Origin of the sequence: Limosilactobacillus reuteri subsp. reuteri (assembly GCF_000016825.1) — a bacterium.
Classification (GTDB): domain Bacteria; phylum Bacillota; class Bacilli; order Lactobacillales; family Lactobacillaceae; genus Limosilactobacillus; species Limosilactobacillus reuteri.
Genome location: NC_009513.1, coordinates 446,415 through 464,626, shown reverse-complemented (window position 1 = coordinate 464,626; position 18,212 = coordinate 446,415). Strand labels below are relative to the sequence as shown.

The 18,212-nt window shown below is 38.2% G+C and carries 19 protein-coding genes; 3 read left to right on the top strand and 16 right to left on the bottom strand.

The window, feature by feature from the left end; translation table 11 throughout:
* Nucleotides 1-204: 204 nt before the first annotated feature.
* The 8 genes from glmS to murB form a co-directional block, all read right to left on the bottom strand.
* Nucleotides 205-2,025 carry a glutamine--fructose-6-phosphate transaminase (isomerizing) gene (gene glmS / locus LREU_RS02135; protein ID WP_003667498.1) on the bottom strand — a complete coding sequence of 607 codons (1,821 nt, stop codon included), beginning with the start codon at nucleotides 2,023-2,025 and terminating at the stop codon, nucleotides 205-207.
* 208 nt (nucleotides 2,026-2,233) lie between these two features.
* The gene (gene glmM, locus LREU_RS02130; protein ID WP_003667497.1) at nucleotides 2,234-3,589 is read right to left on the bottom strand and encodes a phosphoglucosamine mutase; all 1,356 of its coding nucleotides are present in this window, start codon (nucleotides 3,587-3,589) and stop codon (nucleotides 2,234-2,236) included.
* A 27-nt stretch (nucleotides 3,590-3,616) separates the two neighbouring features.
* Nucleotides 3,617-4,516, bottom strand: coding sequence for a CdaR family protein (locus LREU_RS02125; protein WP_003667496.1), 900 nt, complete (start codon nucleotides 4,514-4,516; stop codon nucleotides 3,617-3,619).
* Nucleotides 4,500-5,351, bottom strand: a complete 852-nt coding sequence (gene cdaA, locus LREU_RS02120; protein ID WP_003666462.1) for a diadenylate cyclase CdaA — start codon at nucleotides 5,349-5,351, stop codon at nucleotides 4,500-4,502. Before cdaA ends, LREU_RS02125 begins: the two co-directional genes overlap by 17 nt.
* Nucleotides 5,352-5,510: 159 nt before the next feature.
* Nucleotides 5,511-6,866: an L-fucose:H+ symporter permease gene (fucP, locus tag LREU_RS02115; RefSeq protein ID WP_003667493.1), complete on the bottom strand. Its 1,356-nt coding sequence runs from the start codon at nucleotides 6,864-6,866 to the stop codon at nucleotides 5,511-5,513.
* Nucleotides 6,867-6,884: 18 nt separating this feature from the next.
* Nucleotides 6,885-7,280 carry a D-ribose pyranase gene (gene rbsD, locus LREU_RS02110; RefSeq protein WP_003667492.1) on the bottom strand — a complete coding sequence of 132 codons (396 nt, stop codon included), beginning with the start codon at nucleotides 7,278-7,280 and terminating at the stop codon, nucleotides 6,885-6,887.
* A gap of 11 nt (nucleotides 7,281-7,291) precedes the next feature.
* Nucleotides 7,292-8,215 (bottom strand): ribokinase, encoded by a 924-nt coding sequence (gene rbsK, locus LREU_RS02105; RefSeq protein WP_011953404.1) that lies wholly within the window; start codon nucleotides 8,213-8,215, stop codon nucleotides 7,292-7,294.
* 332 nt (nucleotides 8,216-8,547) lie between these two features.
* Nucleotides 8,548-9,444, bottom strand: a complete 897-nt coding sequence (gene murB, locus LREU_RS02100; protein ID WP_003667490.1) for a UDP-N-acetylmuramate dehydrogenase — start codon at nucleotides 9,442-9,444, stop codon at nucleotides 8,548-8,550.
* Nucleotides 9,445-9,568: 124 nt separating this feature from the next.
* Between murB and LREU_RS02095 the strand changes: the two genes are divergently transcribed.
* Both LREU_RS02095 and LREU_RS02090 read left to right on the top strand, forming a co-directional pair.
* The gene (locus tag LREU_RS02095) at nucleotides 9,569-10,108 is read left to right on the top strand and encodes a 3'-5' exonuclease (protein WP_003667489.1); all 540 of its coding nucleotides are present in this window, start codon (nucleotides 9,569-9,571) and stop codon (nucleotides 10,106-10,108) included.
* Nucleotides 10,109-10,119: 11 nt separating this feature from the next.
* Complete coding sequence (locus LREU_RS02090) at nucleotides 10,120-10,542, top strand: PAS domain-containing protein (protein WP_003667488.1); 423 nt, start codon at nucleotides 10,120-10,122, stop codon at nucleotides 10,540-10,542.
* A 32-nt stretch (nucleotides 10,543-10,574) separates the two neighbouring features.
* Here the strand turns inward: LREU_RS02090 and LREU_RS02085 are convergent, their stop codons facing one another.
* The 4 genes from LREU_RS02085 to LREU_RS02070 form a co-directional block, all read right to left on the bottom strand.
* A complete protein-coding gene (locus LREU_RS02085; RefSeq protein WP_003667486.1) occupies nucleotides 10,575-11,084 on the bottom strand; it encodes a GNAT family N-acetyltransferase in 510 nt (169 codons plus the stop codon).
* Nucleotides 11,084-11,542: a tRNA (adenosine(37)-N6)-threonylcarbamoyltransferase complex ATPase subunit type 1 TsaE gene (gene tsaE / locus LREU_RS02080; protein WP_003667485.1), complete on the bottom strand. Its 459-nt coding sequence runs from the start codon at nucleotides 11,540-11,542 to the stop codon at nucleotides 11,084-11,086. The genes LREU_RS02085 and tsaE overlap by 1 nt, the downstream gene beginning before the upstream one ends.
* Nucleotides 11,543-11,661: 119 nt before the next feature.
* Nucleotides 11,662-12,636 carry a phosphate acetyltransferase gene (pta, locus tag LREU_RS02075; RefSeq protein ID WP_003666452.1) on the bottom strand — a complete coding sequence of 325 codons (975 nt, stop codon included), beginning with the start codon at nucleotides 12,634-12,636 and terminating at the stop codon, nucleotides 11,662-11,664.
* Nucleotides 12,637-12,696: 60 nt separating this feature from the next.
* Nucleotides 12,697-13,386: a uracil-DNA glycosylase gene (locus LREU_RS02070; RefSeq protein ID WP_003676241.1), complete on the bottom strand. Its 690-nt coding sequence runs from the start codon at nucleotides 13,384-13,386 to the stop codon at nucleotides 12,697-12,699.
* Nucleotides 13,387-13,536: 150 nt separating this feature from the next.
* On the opposite strand from LREU_RS02070, the gene LREU_RS02065 reads away from it, so the two are divergent.
* Nucleotides 13,537-14,121 (top strand): LURP-one-related/scramblase family protein, encoded by a 585-nt coding sequence (locus LREU_RS02065; RefSeq protein WP_003667483.1) that lies wholly within the window; start codon nucleotides 13,537-13,539, stop codon nucleotides 14,119-14,121.
* A gap of 56 nt (nucleotides 14,122-14,177) precedes the next feature.
* On the opposite strand, the gene smpB is transcribed toward LREU_RS02065, so the two are convergent.
* The 4 genes from smpB to secG form a co-directional block, all read right to left on the bottom strand.
* The gene (smpB, locus tag LREU_RS02060) at nucleotides 14,178-14,651 is read right to left on the bottom strand and encodes an SsrA-binding protein SmpB (RefSeq protein WP_003666449.1); all 474 of its coding nucleotides are present in this window, start codon (nucleotides 14,649-14,651) and stop codon (nucleotides 14,178-14,180) included.
* 17 nt (nucleotides 14,652-14,668) lie between these two features.
* Nucleotides 14,669-17,074, bottom strand: coding sequence for a ribonuclease R (rnr, locus tag LREU_RS02055; RefSeq protein ID WP_003667482.1), 2,406 nt, complete (start codon nucleotides 17,072-17,074; stop codon nucleotides 14,669-14,671).
* Nucleotides 17,061-17,837, bottom strand: coding sequence for an alpha/beta hydrolase (locus LREU_RS02050; protein ID WP_003667481.1), 777 nt, complete (start codon nucleotides 17,835-17,837; stop codon nucleotides 17,061-17,063). The genes rnr and LREU_RS02050 overlap by 14 nt, the downstream gene beginning before the upstream one ends.
* Nucleotides 17,838-17,915: 78 nt before the next feature.
* Entirely contained in the window at nucleotides 17,916-18,155 is a 240-nt protein-coding gene (gene secG, locus LREU_RS02045; protein ID WP_003667480.1) for a preprotein translocase subunit SecG, read from the bottom strand.
* Between the last annotated feature and the right edge of the window lie 57 nt (nucleotides 18,156-18,212).

Sequence of the window (18,212 nt, the reverse complement as noted above, 5' to 3'; positions counted from 1 at the left end):
CGTCTAAAAGACGATGATCGGCATAAGAGAGAAAGAGAATTGATTAGAAGGTAATTACTTTATACCTTGCAACTATTATGATAGCGTTTCCATAAATGTAAGTCAACCCTTTTATTAAACAAATTCAAAGAAAACATCAAATTACTTTAAAAATAAAAAGAAGTTGAAAAACCAACTAAGGCATTTCTAACTTCCTTTATAATTTTATTGAACTGTAACAGACTTTGCGAGGTTACGTGGCTTATCAACATCAAGTCCCTTACCAAGACTAGTGTAGTAAGCCAACAATTGTGCTGGAATTACGCTAAGAAGTGGCGTCAAAACTTCATCGACATCGGGAAGAACGAATGTATCGTCTTCTTTTGCAAGATGCCGTGAAACAATTGTAATTGCATTGGCCCCACGAGCTTGTGTTTCTTCAAGATTACTCCGTGTTAAACCAGCAGTCCGATCTTGGGTAATGATCCCAATCACTGGAGTTTGATCTTCAATTAAAGCAATTGTTCCATGCTTTAATTCACCAGATGCAAAACCTTCCGCTTGAACGTATGAAATTTCCTTTAACTTCAAAGCAGCTTCAAGTGATACTGACCAATCCATTCCCCGGCCAATGTAGAAGGCGCTTGGAGATTTAGAGAGATAACGAGAAGCAATTTCTTCTACTTTCTTCTTGCTATCAGTAATTGATTGCATACCATTAGCAACTAATCCTAATTGGTGCTTAACGTCAAAGTCTTTAGCTGCTTGCTTATCCATGTAGACACCCAATGCTTGAGCAAGAATAGCTTCGACAGCAATTTGGGCAGTGTAAGCCTTTGTTGAAGCTACGGCAATTTCTGGACCAGCGTAAAGTAATTCAGTGTAAGTTGCTTCACGAGAAAGCGTTGACTTATCAACATTCGTAATTGTTAAACTTGGCCAATTATGCTTATTAACATTAACAAGCACTTCACGACTATCAGCAGTTTCCCCACTTTGACTTAAGAAGATAAAGAATGGCTTCTTAGAAAGAAGTGGTTGTTCATAAGCAAATTCTGATGAAATATGAACAGATGTAGGAATTCCACAAAGTTTTTCGAAAATACGCGCACCTACTAAACCGGCATGATAACTTGTACCGGCACCAACGATGTAAAGATGGTCGGCATTTGCCATATCTTTTAACATCTCTTCATTAATTTGTGCTATATCATTGTCGCCAAAGTATTCTTGAACTAACTTCCGCATAACAGCTGGTTGCTCGTCAATTTCCTTTAACATGTAGTATGGGTACGCACCTTTATCTGCGGCATTAGCATCCATATCAACCTTAAATGTTGGCCGATCAATCTCATTACCATCAAAGTCTTTAACAGTAACGTGATCTGGCTTAACGATTACCAACTCGTGGTCACCGATTTCCATAAAGGTATTAGTTTCTTTAATCATTGACATTGCATCAGAACCAACCATGTTGTAACCATCAGCAATACCGACTAGTAATGGACTCTTATTTTTAGCAACAAATAATGTATCTGGTTGTTCTTTATCCATCAATACAAATGCATATGAAGAATCTGGGCTGATTAAACGAAGAACCTTAAGGAGGGCTGCTTCTGTTGACATTCCAGATTCAACTACAAATTTATCAACTAATTGAACAATTACTTCTGTATCAGTTTGACTAACAAAGTTAATGTCAGATAAGTATTCTTTCTTTAAATCAGCATAATTTTCAATTACACCGTTATGAACTAAGTAGAACCGTTCGTCTTGAGAGTATTGAGGGTGAGCATTGGCTTCGTTTGGTTCACCATGAGTAGCCCACCGGGTATGACCAATACCGGCTAAACCATGAACTTCTTCTCCAAGGGCCGCTTCTAGATTAGCAATCCGACCTGGCCGCTTTACAAGGTAATCATGTCCTTGTTGATCATTAACGTAAACTCCTGCAGAGTCATATCCACGATATTCAAGCCGCTTTAATCCATCAATTAGAATTGACAAACTCTTGTCAGTTCCTGTAACTCCAACAATTCCACACATAATTAAATTCCATCCTTTAAATAAAATTGGTATAGATAACTAGTGATTATCACTAAATCTAATCAACTGTATTGTATAGTACAGTTTTTAGATTATCTTGTCAATTATTTTATTAGATTGGTCTATATGATTTAAAATTTATTAAAAGATTAAAAAGCGAGACTAGAAGAATAAATTTTCTTCCAGCCTCGCTTTTTCACTTCTCAAGTTATTCTACTTCTAATTCCGCGCGGGCAACATCACCGATCCGTTCAACGTATTCATGAACTAATTCTGGCGTAGCTGCTTCAGCCATAATGCGCAAAAGAGGTTCAGTTCCACTAGGACGAACAAGAACCCGTCCATCCCCGTTCATTTCTTTCTCGACTTGCGCAATAATTTCCTTTAATTTTTGATTCTCCATTGCAGTAGTTTTATCTGCTACCTTAATATTCAATAGCTCTTGTGGATAAGTTGTTACATCATTTGCCAATTCAGCGAGTGTCTTCCCAGAGTCTTTAACTACAGACAAGAGTTGCAGTGCGGTAAGCATTCCATCCCCAGTTGTATTGTGATCTAAGAAAATAATATGTCCTGATTGTTCACCACCAAGGTTATAACCATTTTTCAGCATTTCCTCAACAACATACCGGTCACCAACCTTAGTCTTAACACTCTTTAAGTTGTGTGCTTCTAAAGCTTTGTACATTCCCAGATTACTCATCACAGTTGTAACTACTGTATCTTTCTTAAGTAATCCCTTCTTATCCATGTACTTACCACAGATATACATAATCTTATCACCGTCAACAATATTTCCCTCATTATCAACAGCAATGCAACGGTCACCATCACCATCAAATGCTACTCCAAGATCAGCATTATTTTCCACAACCGCTTTTTGGAGGCTCTCTGGGTGAGTTGATCCACAATTTAGGTTAGTATTTAAGCCATCTGGTTGATCATTAATTGGAATAAAGTCCACATTCATATCAGCAAAAAGATTAGAGATAAAGCCACTTGTTGCACCATTAGCAGCATCAACTACCACTTTTAATCCTTCAAGATCACTTGAAACAGTTTGTTCCAAGAATGAAGTGTACTTTAATGCTCCCTCATGATAATCAGCAACTGTTCCTAAGCCTGCATCAGATGGTCGTGGCAACGTATCTTCTTCAGCATCTAGTAATTGTTCAATTTCATATTCCAATTCATCTGATAATTTAAATCCATTACCACCAAAATATTTAATCCCGTTATATTTAATTGGGTTATGACTAGCAGTAATCATAACTCCAGCATCAGCTTCTTGTGCCCGAACAAGGTAAGCAACCCCGGGAGTAGTGACAACCCCTAGCCGTAAAACTTCAATACCAACGGATAATAATCCAGCAATCAATGCATTTTCTAGCATTTCACCTGAAATTCGTGTATCACGAGCAACTAATACTTGAGGTTGTTTTCGTTCTGAGTGCCGAGTAAGGACATATCCACCTGCGCGACCAACACGGAACGCCAATTCTGGACTTAAATCTTGATTTGCAACTCCACGAACTCCATCAGTTCCAAAATATTTTAACTTCATTTCACTTCTCCTCTATGTGTATCTTTATTATTGATTTCGACTACTTGAACTTGAATCTTCATTGCTTATACTACTTGAAGATTGGGATGTTTCAGATGAAGAATCTGAAGAGTCATTTCGCGATGTTGCTCTTGAATTACTCTTTGCTTCTTCACTCTCTTCACTACCACTACTACTTGATGAACTATCATTTGAACTGCTGCTTTGTGAACCCGCAGAAATAGGAATAGAAACATTAGTAGTAGTTGGTGAAGTCACAACATTAAGTGTTTGACCATTCCGATCAATTGCTTGTAGTGTTACCTGTCGTGCAATATTATCCTTTGCATCGTGCGGAATTGCTACAAAAGCAACAATTCGATTTACTTTATTAACTTCATCTCGTGAACCAGTAACTTGGACAGTCTGAATATCACTATGTGGACGTCCAAGCTTATAGCCATTATCCAAATCTCTAGTACTCAAACGAATAGTTACTTTCATTGTAATCGTCTTGCGTGGTTGAATATTAACATTAATATATTGTGGCTCAATTTTAGAAGTTAATTCTGAATTTAACCCACTCGTTTTTAACTTTACTCGGTGTTTACCAGGAGTCAAGTCAGACAAATCCGCATACACCTTAAAATTTTGAGTATTAGAGGTAGTTGTAACCAATGCGGAAGGACCGGTTACCTTAACCTTAACATATTGAGGATACCCGCTGACAATATACTTATTATTATCAATTGTCACATCAAGGGGCATTCGAAGGGTAACGGATTTATTCGACATTAAAGCACTACTCTGGTTATTATTCCGAGTATTTTGACGAAGGAAGCCGCTTTTGCTCCCATTTACATACATGAATAGAAAGAGTGCTAGGATTAACGAAATAATTCTCAAAAACCATTTCCGGCGAAAGAAGCCTTTAGTGTCCTTGCCCATGACGGCCACCTCCTTTACGTTGAAACTTAGCATAAAGTTCTGTTACCAAGTTTTCGTGTTGAGGCTCATGCGTATACAACTGAGCACGTAAGAACTTTAGGTATTCATCTCGCGACATGTTTCGAATTAATTCATTATCTTTCGTAATTGAAACTTCGCCGGTTTCTTCTGAAATAACAATTGTCAATGCATCTGTCACTTCACTAATTCCGACAGCAGCCCGATGTCGTGTCCCTAATTCTTTAGGAATCAATTTACTATCAGACAAAGGAAGATAAGCAGCCGCTACTGCAATCCGATTATTTTTTATAATCACTGCTCCATCATGCAAGGGCGTATTAGGAATAAAAGTATTAATAAGTAATGCCCCTGAAATATCAGCATCGAGTGGAATACCTGTTTCAATATACTCTTCTAGACCAGTCTTCATTTGAATACTCATTAAAGCACCAATTCTTCGCTTTGACATGTACTGAATCGCTTGGTCTAATTGCTTAATCATATCTTCTTCTTTCTCATTTGCTGTTTGATTATGAGTAAAGAAAGTTCCTCGACCAAGGTGTTCCAGTCCGCGCCGAATCTCTGGCTGGAAGATAATGACAATTGCAATAACACCCCAGTTGATAATCTGGTCCATTACCCACGAAACAGTACTTAAACCAACATACCAACTAACAATCTTAACCAAAATAATGATCAGAATACCACGAAATAGTTGGACAGCTCTTGTACCACGAATTAACATTAATAACTCGTAGATTAAAAACCAAATTACTAAGATATCAATTAAGTGAATCAGATTCTGCCATGTTAGAAGCGAAATTATAAATTGCATCGCATTCACCATCCTCTAAATCACGTTCATATTATATCATTTCATTTCGTGTTTAGCTTAATCTAGAAAAAAATTACTTTAAAGTTTTGGAAATAAATAAAGGCTCAGCTGATTAAATAACCGCTGGGCCTTTAATATTAAATTATTTCCTGGGAAATTTTAGTGTTCTTGCACTTCATTTGGATGAGCCTTTTCCCAACGGTGCTCAGTCCAGAAGTAAATAGTGATAAGTGCGAAACAAATTGCTGGGACAATGAATGATAACTGCATTGAACCAGTTAAATCTGATACCCGTCCTTGAATTGTTGGAACAATTGCACCACCAATTAAGGACATAACGATAAATGCACCACCAGTTTCGGTGTACTTCTTTTCATGAATTTGATCAAGGGTATGAGCATAGATCGTTGGCCATTCTGGTCCAAAGAAGAAACTAGTTGCAATTGCCGCAATTACCGCTGTGATGTTAGGAACAGTAAAGGTAATTACTAATGAAATTGTTCCAAGTAATGAGAACCAAGTTAATACCTTAGTAATTGAGTAACGGTCAAGGAACCAGTTTGCAACTAACTTACCAAAGAACCAAGCGATGTAACTATAGATCATGAAAGTTGAAGCAGCTGCATCAGAAATATGAGAATCAAGGCGTAATGCTAACCGAATAGTGAATGACCATACAGTCGTTTGCATACCAGCATAAATAAACTGACAGAGAACCCCTTTCATGTACCGCTTATTGTGGAATAAGTAGTTGAAAGTTTCGCCAAGTGATGGTTGGTCTTCTTTAGTTTCAGAACCAGTTGAGAAGGCCTTAGCGCGAGGCATTTTAGTAACTGCCAAAACGATAAAGATGATGATTAAAACAATCAAAATATACTTATAAGGCTGCAAAGTCAATTGAAGCAAGTGTTCATTGTAAGCTTCTGCCTCAGATTTTGACATCTTAGCAACCTTGTCGGCAATGTTTCCACCTTCACCGAAAATAAGGTACTTACCAAGAACGATTCCCATGATATCACCAAGAGGAATCAAAACATTAGCAACGTTTAACCGTTTGTTAGCAGTTTCTTTTGGTCCAAACATCGTTGCATACGTATCACAACTAGTTTCAAGAAAACTCAAACCAATAGCAATAGCAAAAATAGCAACTAAAAACATACTATAAGTAGCAACATGTGAAGCTGGGAAAAACATTCCACAACCAATAATATAAAATAATAGCCCAATAAGAATTGCTAACTTATATGATGTCTTCTTAATAAGAATTGAAGCTGGAATTGCCATTAAGAAATAACCACCGTAAAAGGCACTTTGAACAAAGGCTGTTGCAGTATCATTTAAGGTGAAAACCGTCTTAAATTGTGTAATCAAAATATCATTAAGACTGGCCGCTGCTCCCCATAATGGGAAGATTAAACATAAAATAACAAATTGGAACATTGGTGTCCGACTTAAATAACCGTCTGAAAGTTGAACCCAACTTTGTCCATTCTCTTTTTTTACTTCATTTTCCATAAAAACTAACCCCTAATATTAAAATGTTACGCCTGATTCAAGGATAATGTTTGAGTATGGCGTCATTTCCCCTGTCCGAATGAAGGCATGTGTCTTGGTAAGACTCTTCTTAAGCTCACTGTGAGGCATAAATGCAACCTCAACATCTGGTAATGCCTTCTTAATATTTTCAAGTTGTGCTGGATTTTGGTCCTTGATTTCTTCAGCTAAGTAAATCTTTTGAACCTTCATTTCCTTAAGAACATTATTCAATACGTCCATAAAGCTTGGCAATTCCTTATCAACAGCCAAATCAATCTTCTTAGTACCAAATGGAACGGGCATTCCGGCATCACCAATTGATAACCAATCCATATGTCCCATATTAGCCACGACAGCTGAAACTTCTGAATTAATAATCCCTGTTTTCTTCATGATAGTACTCCTTAATTTTCTGCTAATGCTTTTATAACCGCATCATGGTTTGGAATAGAAGGCATTGCTCCCATTTGTTGAACAGTCAAACTAGATGCTCGTTGTGCGTAGACAAGTGCCTTGTCAACATTTGATAAGTCCTTTTCTAATTGTGAACTTAATGCCCCAAGGAATGTATCACCAGCTGCTGTAGTATCAACTGCCTTAACCTTAAATGCTGGAACTAATCCATGAGCTGTAGGTGTGGAGTAAAATACTCCTTTTGAGCCTAAAGTAATTAAAAGGTGTTTAACTCCCCGTTCACGGAAGTAATCAGCACTCTTTAACATTGATTCTTCATCAGTAATTTCAATACCTGTTAATAAGGCGCATTCACTTTCATTAGGCGTAATAACATCTGTATATTTTAATAACTCTGGTAAAATCTCATGAGCTGGTGCTGGATTTAAAAGAGTAGTAACACCGTATTTTTTAGCTTGCTTAAATGCATTTAAAGCAACTTCTTGTGGTGTTTCAAATTGACTAATTAAAAAGTCAGCATCTTCTAAAACATCATCAATGCCATTAAGAACATCAGTGGCCATTGCTTGGTTGGCACCGCCATATACCATAATGTCATTTTGACCATTAGCATCTAAAGTAATCGCAGCACTACCAGTACCGTGTAACTCATCAGTCATGATGTGGCGTGTATCAATATGGTCATCAGCCAATGATTCAAGCATGTAAGCTCCTTCTTTATCAGAACCAACTGCCCCAATAAAGGCCGTTTTGGCACCAGAGCGGGCTGCTGCAACTGCTTGATTGGCACCCTTACCACCAGGAGCAGAACTCTTACTTACTGCTGAAATAGTTTCACCAGGTTGAGGGAAGCGATCAACATGATAAGTAGTATCAACGTTAATACTTCCTAAAACAACTACATTATTGCTCATAAATATACTCCTTACTTTGTGAATTTTTTCAAAAATGAGACTTAAATATCCTATCATATTTTGAAAGTGATTACAAAGTTATTTTTATCAGTCAGTGAATCGGTATACTTCAAAATCCTTTGAAATCGCTTTTCATCCATAATAATAATTTTTCAATGAGCAATTTGTGAGATTTTTTCATAATTAACAAATAATAAGATGAATTAAATTATTTTTTCCCTTTTTAACGGTACCTAACTATTAGGTTAAATTCATTCATCGCTTCACTATCTTTAAAATAATAAAAGTGCAAGCTTATTAATAATCTTTTAATAAACTTACACTTTATATTTTTAATCTTGCCGACCGATAATCCGTACTTCGGTTTCAAGATCAACACCAAATTTTTCTTTAACTGTCTTTTGGACATGATGGATAACATTTACGTAGTCTGCTGCGGTTCCATGGTCAATATTAACGATAAAGCCAGCATGCTTAGTCGAAACTTGCGCCCCACCTGAAGTATAACCTTGTAATCCAGCATCATGAATCAACTTTCCGGCATAATATCCTTCTGGCCGTTTAAATACACTTCCGCAAGATGGGAGATCTAATGGCTGCTTAGCTTCTCGCCGTTCATTCAGATCGTCCATCCTTGCTTTGATCTCATCATACTTACCCGGTTCCAAAGCAAACGTAGCATCTAACACGACGCCATTATTATCTTGAATACTGCTATGCCGATAACCAAAGTCCAATTCTTCATTAGTAAGGTGTTTGATCGTTCCATCGGGCAACATTACGGTTGCCTCAGAAACAACATTTTTAGTTTCACCACCATATGCACCGGCATTCATGAAGACAGCTCCACCAATACTGCCCGGAATACCAGCAGCAAATTCTAATCCAGTAAGTTCACTATCACGAGCTGCCTCGGTTGTTGCAATATAAGATGCCCCTGCCTGTGCAGTTACCTTATTATCATGAACTTCAATTTTATTAAGCCGCGTAAGAATAATTGTTAAATCATCTATACCGCCATCGCCAACAATTAAATTACTGGCGTTTCCTAAAACTGTTAAGCCCATTTCATGCTCACGAACATAATCAACCAATTCTTTTACCTGGTCAATCGTTTCGGGAAAAGCCAACCAGTCAGCTGGACCTCCTGTTTTAGTATAGGTGTAATTCATTAATGGTTCATCTTGTTTAATTTCAATATCAGGAAATTCGTTCATCAAATTAGCCATTCTCTATTTCTTCCTTTTTTGTATTTACTTTCAAGAGCTATTGTATCATTTTTCAAAAGTAAAAGTTTTGAAAAATGATTAGTTGATTGTAAAATAAAATTATCGACTTTTGCAAGGAGAATGTATGATGAATTTTATAGCAATGGACTTTGAGACTGCTAATGGCAAGCGTTACAGTGCATGTTCACTTGCACTCACAATCGTTCGGAATGGACAAATTGCCGACGAATTTTACACCCTAATTAATCCTCATACTAAATTCTTTTGGCGTAATACTCAGATCCACGGTATTCATGAGCGTGACGTCCAAAATGCGCCTGATTTTCCAGAAGTATGGGAACATATCAACCAATTCTACACTCCTGATAAACTGGTTATTGCCCATAATAATCGGTTTGATAATAGCGTTTTAAGAAATACGTTAGAGCATTACAATATCGAAGTCCCCGCCTACCAGACACTCGATACTGTTGCTTCAAGCCGCCAGTTGATTCCAGGACTAACAAATTATAAACTTAATACTGTTTGCGACGCGTTAAATATTGACCTTCATCACCACCATAATGCTCTTGATGATGCCCAGGCTTGCGCTAACATTCTGCTTTATCAAAGTAAGCATTTTACCCCGCAACAAATTCAGCCCTTTATTAATTTAATCGGCTAAAGGAGAGAACCATGACAGATATTAATCTTAAAGGTGGAAAACTAAGTATTGAACAACTTAATACTATTTTTGAAACCATCCCCGTAGAATTCGATTTCGTTGATGAAAATGACATCATTCGCTGGTCATCAGCCAATCGGCATCGTTTATTCAAACGAACTGATGCAGATCTAGGTAAACATGTGCTTGAGGTTCATCCCGGGCATAGTCAAAACCATGTTAAACAAGTCCTTCATGATATGCATAGCGGAGACCGCGATTCAATTAGCATTATGATCAAGCATCATGGTCAACCTGTAAATATTGCCTTTTACGCCTTACGTGATGATCAAAATAAATACCTTGGATGTGTAGAGGTAACGCAAGACGTTAGTAAACAGCAAGCAAAGGGATCCTTTTGGCGAAACATTATGCAAGTACTACATAAAAAATAAAGCTAGTATACAAAGAAAGAGGAAATAATGGCTTACTTTTCCATTGTTTCCTCTTTTTTATTATCGTATTGCATTTGCAGGACATTACGACCCTGCTCAACTGTTTTTCCTATTGTAACAAAGTGTAATTGCTGATAAAGATTAATTGCCGGAATATTATCCTCAAAAACTGTCAGGACCAAATTTTCTAAACTACTATAAGTATTAAACCAATATTCTGCTTCATCGACTAATAAGCGACCGATTCCGTTTCGCCAATACTTTTTCCGTACCACGACTCCTAATTCACCGGTTGTCGGTTGATGATCTAATACCATTACAGTAACCATCCCCACAATCTCTTCGCCGAGCATCGCAAGTAAAATAACACAATCATCAAATTGATTTATTAAATCGATATTTTTTGCTTCTGTCTTTTCACTAATCTCATTTAGATGCGGAACTAATACCGCGTCACTTTCAGTTGCAGTTACCCGTAAAAATTGCAAAACAGCCCCGGCATCCTCACTCGTTGCTAGCTTTATCGAAATGTCATCTGCCATTATCCCACCACGCTTTTTACAATTTGGTCAAAATGCTGTCCATGGGGTTCAAATTCCAGAACACGAGTATTATCATCATCTGTTCGCTTGAAGTGGATAGCTAAAAAGTCAGCTGGCAATTCATCTTCAACAAATTCAGCCCATTCAACAACTGAAACTCCATCACCATCAAAGTATTCTTCAAGTCCGAGATCTTCTGCTCCCCCATTTTCTAAGCGATATGCATCCATATGATATAAGGGGAGACGGCCATCTTGATATTCATGAATAATTGTAAAAGTAGGACTTTTAATGATATCAGGAATTTCTAACCCTGCAGCCAATCCCTTGGTAAAAGTAGTCTTGCCTGCTCCTAAATCACCGTCTAAGACTAGCACATCCCCGGCAACTAATTGCTGACCAATTTTCTTTCCAAGGGCAATTGTTGCGTCCCGATTCGTTAACGTTAAGCTCTCCATAGTACTCTCTCCAAGTTTAAAATACTAGCCTTATTGTACCCATCTCATGTTTAAAAAGCAAAGGAAGTGGGACTAAACTCGCTTGCGAGTTTTTAGTCCCACTTCCTTTTCATCAATATTTACAATGCTTGTGCTGCGGTAATCATTGCAACCTTATAAGCATCATCTTCACTACATCCCCGTGAAAGGTCTGCAATCGGTGCGTTAAGTCCTTGAAGAATAGGACCAACTGCTGTAAACCCGCCAAATCGTTGCGCAATCTTGTAACCAATATTACCTGCTTCCAGACTTGGGAAAATAAAGACATTGGCATGACCAGCAACTTTTGAATCAGGGGCTTTAAGTTCACCTACTGATGGAACAACAGCAGCATCAAATTGTAGTTCACCATCAGCTGGTAAGTCGGGATCCAATTCATGAACTAGCTTAGCAGCATCCGCAACCTTGGTAACCATTTCGCCCTTAGCAGAACCCTTAGTTGAAAAACTAAGAAGCGCAACCTTAGGATCAATTTCAAATAAGCGAGCTGTTTCTGCACTTTGAATTGCCACTTCAGCCATTGTTGGCGCATCCAATTCAATATTAATCGCACAATCAGCAAAGATATAACGTTGATCGCCTTTAATCATGAGGAAAGCCCCACTAATTCGATGGGCACCAGGCTTAGTCTTAATGATTTGTAATGCAGGTCGAACAGTTGCCCCAGTTGAATGAACAGCACCAGAAACCATTCCATCAGCCTTTCCCATGTAAACAAGCATCGTTCCAAAGTAGCTCACATCTTCAAGCATCTTTTGAATTTCTTCAGGAGTATTCTTCCCTTTGCGCCGTTCCATTAATGAGTCAAACATTGCTTGCTTATCGTCTTCTGGATAAGTTGCTGGATCGATAATTTGAAGGCCAGCAAGATCAAAACCGTTTTTACTTGCAACTTCTTTAATCGCTTCTTCATCACCAAGTAAAATCGGCTCTACTAAATTATCTTTCTTTAAGCGGACAGCAGCTCCTAAAATCCGCTTATCTTCACCTTCAGGGAAAACAATTGTCTTGTTTTGTCCCTTAATCTTTGCAGCAATCTCATCAAATAATTCCATAATGCAAGTACCTCCTTATGGTCACTAAACATTTTAAAGTTGTGACTAACAATCACATCTTTAACGATAATTTGGTTCGGCAGGCAGTTGCCAATCAATTGGCTGTTCTCCCATTGCCTGAAGTGCTTCGTTTGTTTTAGAAAATGGTCGAGAACCAAAGAATCCACGGTTAGCAGATAATGGACTCGGGTGAGCTGATTCAAGAACGATATTTGTCTTCGTATTAATTAACTGTTTCTTATTTCGAGCAGCTCGTCCCCACAAGATGAACACCACTGGTTTAGGACGTTCAGATAAAGCATGAATCGCCGCATCTGTTAATTGCTCCCAGCCATGTCCACGGTGAGAATATGCTTGCCCTGCTCGTACTGTCAAAACCGAATTTAACAACAGGACACCTTGATCAGCCCATTTCTTCAAATAGCCGTGATTTACCGGTGTACAACCTAAATCACTTTGCAATTCTTTGTAAATATTCTGTAATGAAGGCGGGACCGGTACCCCAGGCAGTACTGAAAAACTACACCCATGAGCTTGGTTTGGTCCATGATAAGGATCTTGACCAAGGATAACAACTTTAACCTTACTAAAAGGAGTCCATTCAAATGCTTCAAAAATATGATGCATTTCTGGATAGATCGTTTGATGGGTATATTCTTCTTTTAGGAAATTATGCAATTGCGCATAATACGCACTTTCAAACTGGGGCTTTAAAACTTCCCACCAGTCGTTATGAATTAATTGTTTCACGATTATTAGCACCTCGCCTATTATTTTAGCATAATTAAACATCATCATGGGATAAATTGGAAGCGTTTTTTAACTTAGAAGTTTCTTCACCAAATTTGCTAAGAAGCTGGTAAAATAAAAGGTAGATTATCAAAGAATGGTGGTGGCAAAGTGCGACAATTATATATTCGCGATCGTTCAAGTGATTTACATGGAACGACCGTCATTCGCGATAAGAATGGTAAATCGTGCTATCTTCTTGTCGGTAAGTGGGGAATGAGGTACGATGCCCTATCATTGTATGCAATTGATGGAGCCTTATTAGCTGAAGTAAAGCAATTAACTCTTGGACTGTTACCCAAATTCGCATTATATGTTAATCGACAACGCGTTGGAACAATTGGGAAAGGTCTTGGATTTGTTCAACAGGTTATTTATATACGCGGTATTAACTGGATCGTTGTTGGTTCACCATTAACAAGCCGTTACCGTGTTTTTTCCGGTAGTCACTTAGTTTTTTCAATTCAACCCGTTAAACTATCAAGCGGATATTGTCATGAATTAAAGATAAATAAAAAAGAAGATGAACCTCTAGCAATTCTAATCGCTAGTATTCTTAACCATTGGGCTCGACGAAGTGAACAAGAACCTTTATTAGCACGATTAATGAAGCGTTCCCCTAATCTTAATACCAGCATGTCATTTTCAATTAGCAATCAGTTAAACTTAAACTGTAAAGAACGCAGAAACAAATAGATTTTAAAGTGAAAGGCCTAGGTGAAAATTTGTGATTTTCACCTAGGCCTTTCGTTTTAATAATGTTTCATAACTCGTTCAATTTCACGGTTTTGTTCACGACGCTTAATTGCTTCACGTTTATCGTACTGGTGTTTACCTTTGGCTAGTCCTAATAAAACCTTTGCATAGCCGTGTTTAATATACATTTTTAAGGGAATAAGCGTAACTCCCTTATCCTGTAAGGCTCCTACAAGCTTATTGATTTCCTTTTTGTGCAATAGCAACTTACGATTTCTTAATGGATCTTGATTGAAGTAAGTCCCATTATCATACTCACTAATATGCACATTCATTAACCAAGCTTCACCGTTACGAACTTGGGCAAATCCATCTTTCAAATTAACCCGGTGAGCACGAACAGATTTTATCTCCGTCCCCGTTAAAACTAATCCTGCTTCAACGGTATCCGTGACAAAATAATCATGACGTGCTTTTTTATTTTGCGCAATTAAATTGTCATTATTTTCTTGATGGGATTTTTTTGCCATAATATCCCTCCCCGCTCTTAATGGTGGCGACGAACGCCTTCATGATCACGTGAATTATTGTGGTGACGAGTTTGTCCCCGATTTATTTGACGATTATTTTGATGTCCGTTTTCTTGATGAGTGCGACGCCATTTTCCTTGAGTATTACGGTAATAGTTACCATTATTATTCTCATGACGGGAATTATTATTGGTACGTCCCTTGCGACCACGACCTCGACCACGATACTCATCATTACGTGGAACCCGAATCTTTGTCTTTGGTGCCTCTTCAGGGTTAACAATTTCAAAGTCAACTTCACGAAGATCTTTATCTGCTCGAACTAACTTAACCTTAATTGGTTGCCCCATTTGGAAAATTCGATGAGAGTTTCGTCCGATTAGAGCCATGTGTTTTTCTGAATATTCATAATAATCATCCTTCATGACGCTAATATGAACTAACCCTTCAACTGTATTTGGTAATTCAACGAACAAACCAAACTTCATTACTGAACTTACGACGGCATCAAAGGTTTCACCAACATGATCTTCCATGTATTCGGCTTTCTTCATACTGTCAACATCACGTTCTGTATCAATTCCCCGTCGTTCGGTAACGGAAGTATGTTCAGCAATTTCAGGAAGCTTGTCACGCCAATGATCCTTAGCTGGTTCGTTTTTACCATGTTCTTCGTACCACTTAATCAAGCGGTGAACTGTATCATCAGGGTATCGCCGAATTGGTGAAGTAAAGTGTGTGTAGTATTTAGCGCCTAAACCAAAGTGACCTAGCTCTTCATCCGAGTATTTAGCTTGTTGCATACTACGTAACATCATCACTTGGACCATTTGCTCTTCAGGAGTACCAGCCACATCCTTTAATACTTTTTGAAGCATCCCTGGTTTAACATTTTTAATATCACCATGAACATCAATCCCAAACACAGCCAAAAAGTCCACAAATGACTTAATCCGGTCACTATCTGGTGTCTCGTGGATCCGATAAAGGAATGGAACACGTTCTTTGAAGTAGTGTTCAGCAACTGTTTCATTAGCAGCTAACATAAAGGATTCAATCATCCGTTCAGAAAGTCCTCGATTCCGTAGTTGAATATCAGTTGGGTGCCCCTTTTCATCCACAATAATCTTTGCTTCAGGAGCTTCAAAGTCAATAGCACCACGTTTTTTCCGATTTTTAAGCAATAATTTGTGAATCTCGCCCATTGTTTCAAACATTGGAACGAGGTCTTCATATTGTTTCATCGTTTTAGCATCATGCGACTCCAGAATCTTATTAACTGCTTTATAAGTCATTCGGGCATGTGATTTCATAACACTTTGGAAGATTCGGTGATTAACGATCTTTCCTTGCTCATCAATTTCCATTTCACAACTCATAGCAAGACGTTCTTCATTAGGATTTAAAGAGCAAATTCCATTAGAAAGCCGCTTAGGAAGCATTGGAACTACCCGATCAGTTAGATAAACAGATGTACCACGCTTAAATGCTTCTTGATCAAGCGGTGTACCTGGCTTTACATAGTGAGTAACATCAGCAATATGAACCCCAAGGTGGTAGTGCCCATTATCCATCTTCCAAGCTACCACCGCATCATCCAAGTCTTTTGATTCAATTGCATCAATGGTAACAAGTGGTTGGTCAGTAATATCCACCCGACCCTTTTTTTCTTCTGGGAGAACATGAAGCGGAATCTTATTAGCTTGTTCCATCACTTCTTTAGGGAATTCATGAGGGACATCGTGAGCATAGATTACTGACATAATATCAATACCCGGCTCATCCTTATCACCAATCACTTCAGTAACGGCACCCGTCATTACTTCCGGTGCCTCATCACTAGGATAAGTCTCAACAGTAGCTGTTACTACTTGGCCGTCAAGTGGTTTTAATCCCTTGTCCGTTACATAGAAATGATACTGCGATAATTTCTTATCTTTAAGCAAAATTTCACCAATGTAATCATCGCCGATAGTCGCTTGCTTAAATTCACCAACTACATTTTCATATTTATGTTCAACAATCCGGGTTACTTGACCTTCTGGACCCTGATCACTACCTGCTTTTGCTGGACGTAATACTTTAACTTCTACCTGGTCCCCATTTAATGCATACAAAGTGTGATCAGGATTAATATACATGTCTGGAAGATCCGGGTCATAGTCTACAAAACCAAATCCCTTATCATTACCATGGAAAGTTCCAATAAGTGGTTGCTGTTTAATAACTGCTTCGAATTCACCACGATCAGTTACTTGAACCTTTTTCTCTCTTTCCAATTGAGCAAGAGATTGAACGATCGGTGTAAACTGCTCAGCATCATCCATTCCTAATTGATGAGCAAGTTTTTCTGCTGAGTAACTCACACCTGCATTATCTGTTAAATGTGTTAATATTTTTTCTTTTAAATTATTTGTTGTCATTAGAAGACACCTCGAATAAATTTTGTAAATATTTTTCTACATCGGCAAATAATTGACGATGAGCGGTATTAACTGTTAATAAGTGAGTAGCGGTTGGGTAGTAATGATAATCAACTACAACCCCATTTGCTTGTAATCTTGCTTTTAATTGCAGGCCAGACACTGGATCAATCATTTCATCCGCGCCTCCCTGTGCAATAAAGAAAGGTTGATGAATCTGATCTAATTGGTCACAAATTTGATGCGCCATTGTTTGAATTTGTGCTAGTTGTTTGGGGAGTCGTTCAGTCAATTTAGCAACCTTTTCCTTAGTAATTAAGGGGGTAATTTTTTGTCGACGATAATACTCTGCCGCAATTTTAGGAAAGTATTCCGGAACATTTGATTGTCCCCAGGTGGTAATTGGGGATGCAAAAACACCACCACCTAATAATTGCGGATCATTCTCAAGAGCCCTGGTGGCAAGTAAACCACCGAGCGATAAACCAAAAATCGCAATTTGATCAATTCCAGCATCGCGTAAACGAAAGATTGCCATCCGGGTATCATCCCACCAATCACCTGGACCATTGCTTTCTAGTACTTTTCGCGGATCACCGCCATGCCCACTCAAAAGCGGTGCGAAAACTGTATACCCTTGCCAATTAAGCTGACGTCCTAACATTCGAACATCATTCGTATTTCCTGTATATGCATGAAGCAAAATAACTCCACGACGTCCACTATGGGGAAAGAAAAAAGACTCACCAGTATACGTTATCACTACATCATCCCCTACACTCCAACCGTAGCGTCAAAAAAGCCTCCTGGAATCACAATAATTTCAGGAGGCACTTTAAATTTAATGTGACGAAACGTAAATCATCGCTAATGCCAGAATAAAGAAGAGTGCTCCACAAATTGTTGTAACAATCTGCATAACAGCTTCAAATCCCCGCGCTTTACGACGTGAGAATAAGTCACCCGCACCACCTGTCAAAGCTGACATTGCATCATTATCGTTTTTTGCTGGTTGCATCATTACACACGCAATTAATACAACGCAATCAATTAAGAATAAAGTCATTAATGTGTTATACAAGGATTTTTCCTCCTAATACTTTCACGCTTTTATCCTAATTATCATATCATATTTATT

What these genes read in the sequence shown, in the direction of transcription:
- glmS (WP_003667498.1), bottom strand. Translation starts at nt 2,025, where the DNA reads ATGTGTGGAATTGTTGGAGTTACAGGAACTGACAAGAGTTTGTCAATT.
- glmM (WP_003667497.1), bottom strand. Translation starts at nt 3,589, where the DNA reads ATGAAGTTAAAATATTTTGGAACTGATGGAGTTCGTGGAGTTGCAAAT.
- LREU_RS02125 (WP_003667496.1), bottom strand. Translation starts at nt 4,516, where the DNA reads ATGGGCAAGGACACTAAAGGCTTCTTTCGCCGGAAATGGTTTTTGAGA.
- cdaA (WP_003666462.1), bottom strand. Translation starts at nt 5,351, where the DNA reads ATGCAATTTATAATTTCGCTTCTAACATGGCAGAATCTGATTCACTTA.
- fucP (WP_003667493.1), bottom strand. Translation starts at nt 6,866, where the DNA reads ATGGAAAATGAAGTAAAAAAAGAGAATGGACAAAGTTGGGTTCAACTT.
- rbsD (WP_003667492.1), bottom strand. Translation starts at nt 7,280, where the DNA reads ATGAAGAAAACAGGGATTATTAATTCAGAAGTTTCAGCTGTCGTGGCT.
- rbsK (WP_011953404.1), bottom strand. Translation starts at nt 8,215, where the DNA reads ATGAGCAATAATGTAGTTGTTTTAGGAAGTATTAACGTTGATACTACT.
- murB (WP_003667490.1), bottom strand. Translation starts at nt 9,444, where the DNA reads ATGGCTAATTTGATGAACGAATTTCCTGATATTGAAATTAAACAAGAT.
- LREU_RS02095 (WP_003667489.1), top strand. Translation starts at nt 9,569, where the DNA reads ATGATGAATTTTATAGCAATGGACTTTGAGACTGCTAATGGCAAGCGT.
- LREU_RS02090 (WP_003667488.1), top strand. Translation starts at nt 10,120, where the DNA reads ATGACAGATATTAATCTTAAAGGTGGAAAACTAAGTATTGAACAACTT.
- LREU_RS02085 (WP_003667486.1), bottom strand. Translation starts at nt 11,084, where the DNA reads ATGGCAGATGACATTTCGATAAAGCTAGCAACGAGTGAGGATGCCGGG.
- tsaE (WP_003667485.1), bottom strand. Translation starts at nt 11,542, where the DNA reads ATGGAGAGCTTAACGTTAACGAATCGGGACGCAACAATTGCCCTTGGA.
- pta (WP_003666452.1), bottom strand. Translation starts at nt 12,636, where the DNA reads ATGGAATTATTTGATGAGATTGCTGCAAAGATTAAGGGACAAAACAAG.
- smpB (WP_003666449.1), bottom strand. Translation starts at nt 14,651, where the DNA reads ATGGCAAAAAAATCCCATCAAGAAAATAATGACAATTTAATTGCGCAA.
- rnr (WP_003667482.1), bottom strand. Translation starts at nt 17,074, where the DNA reads ATGACAACAAATAATTTAAAAGAAAAAATATTAACACATTTAACAGAT.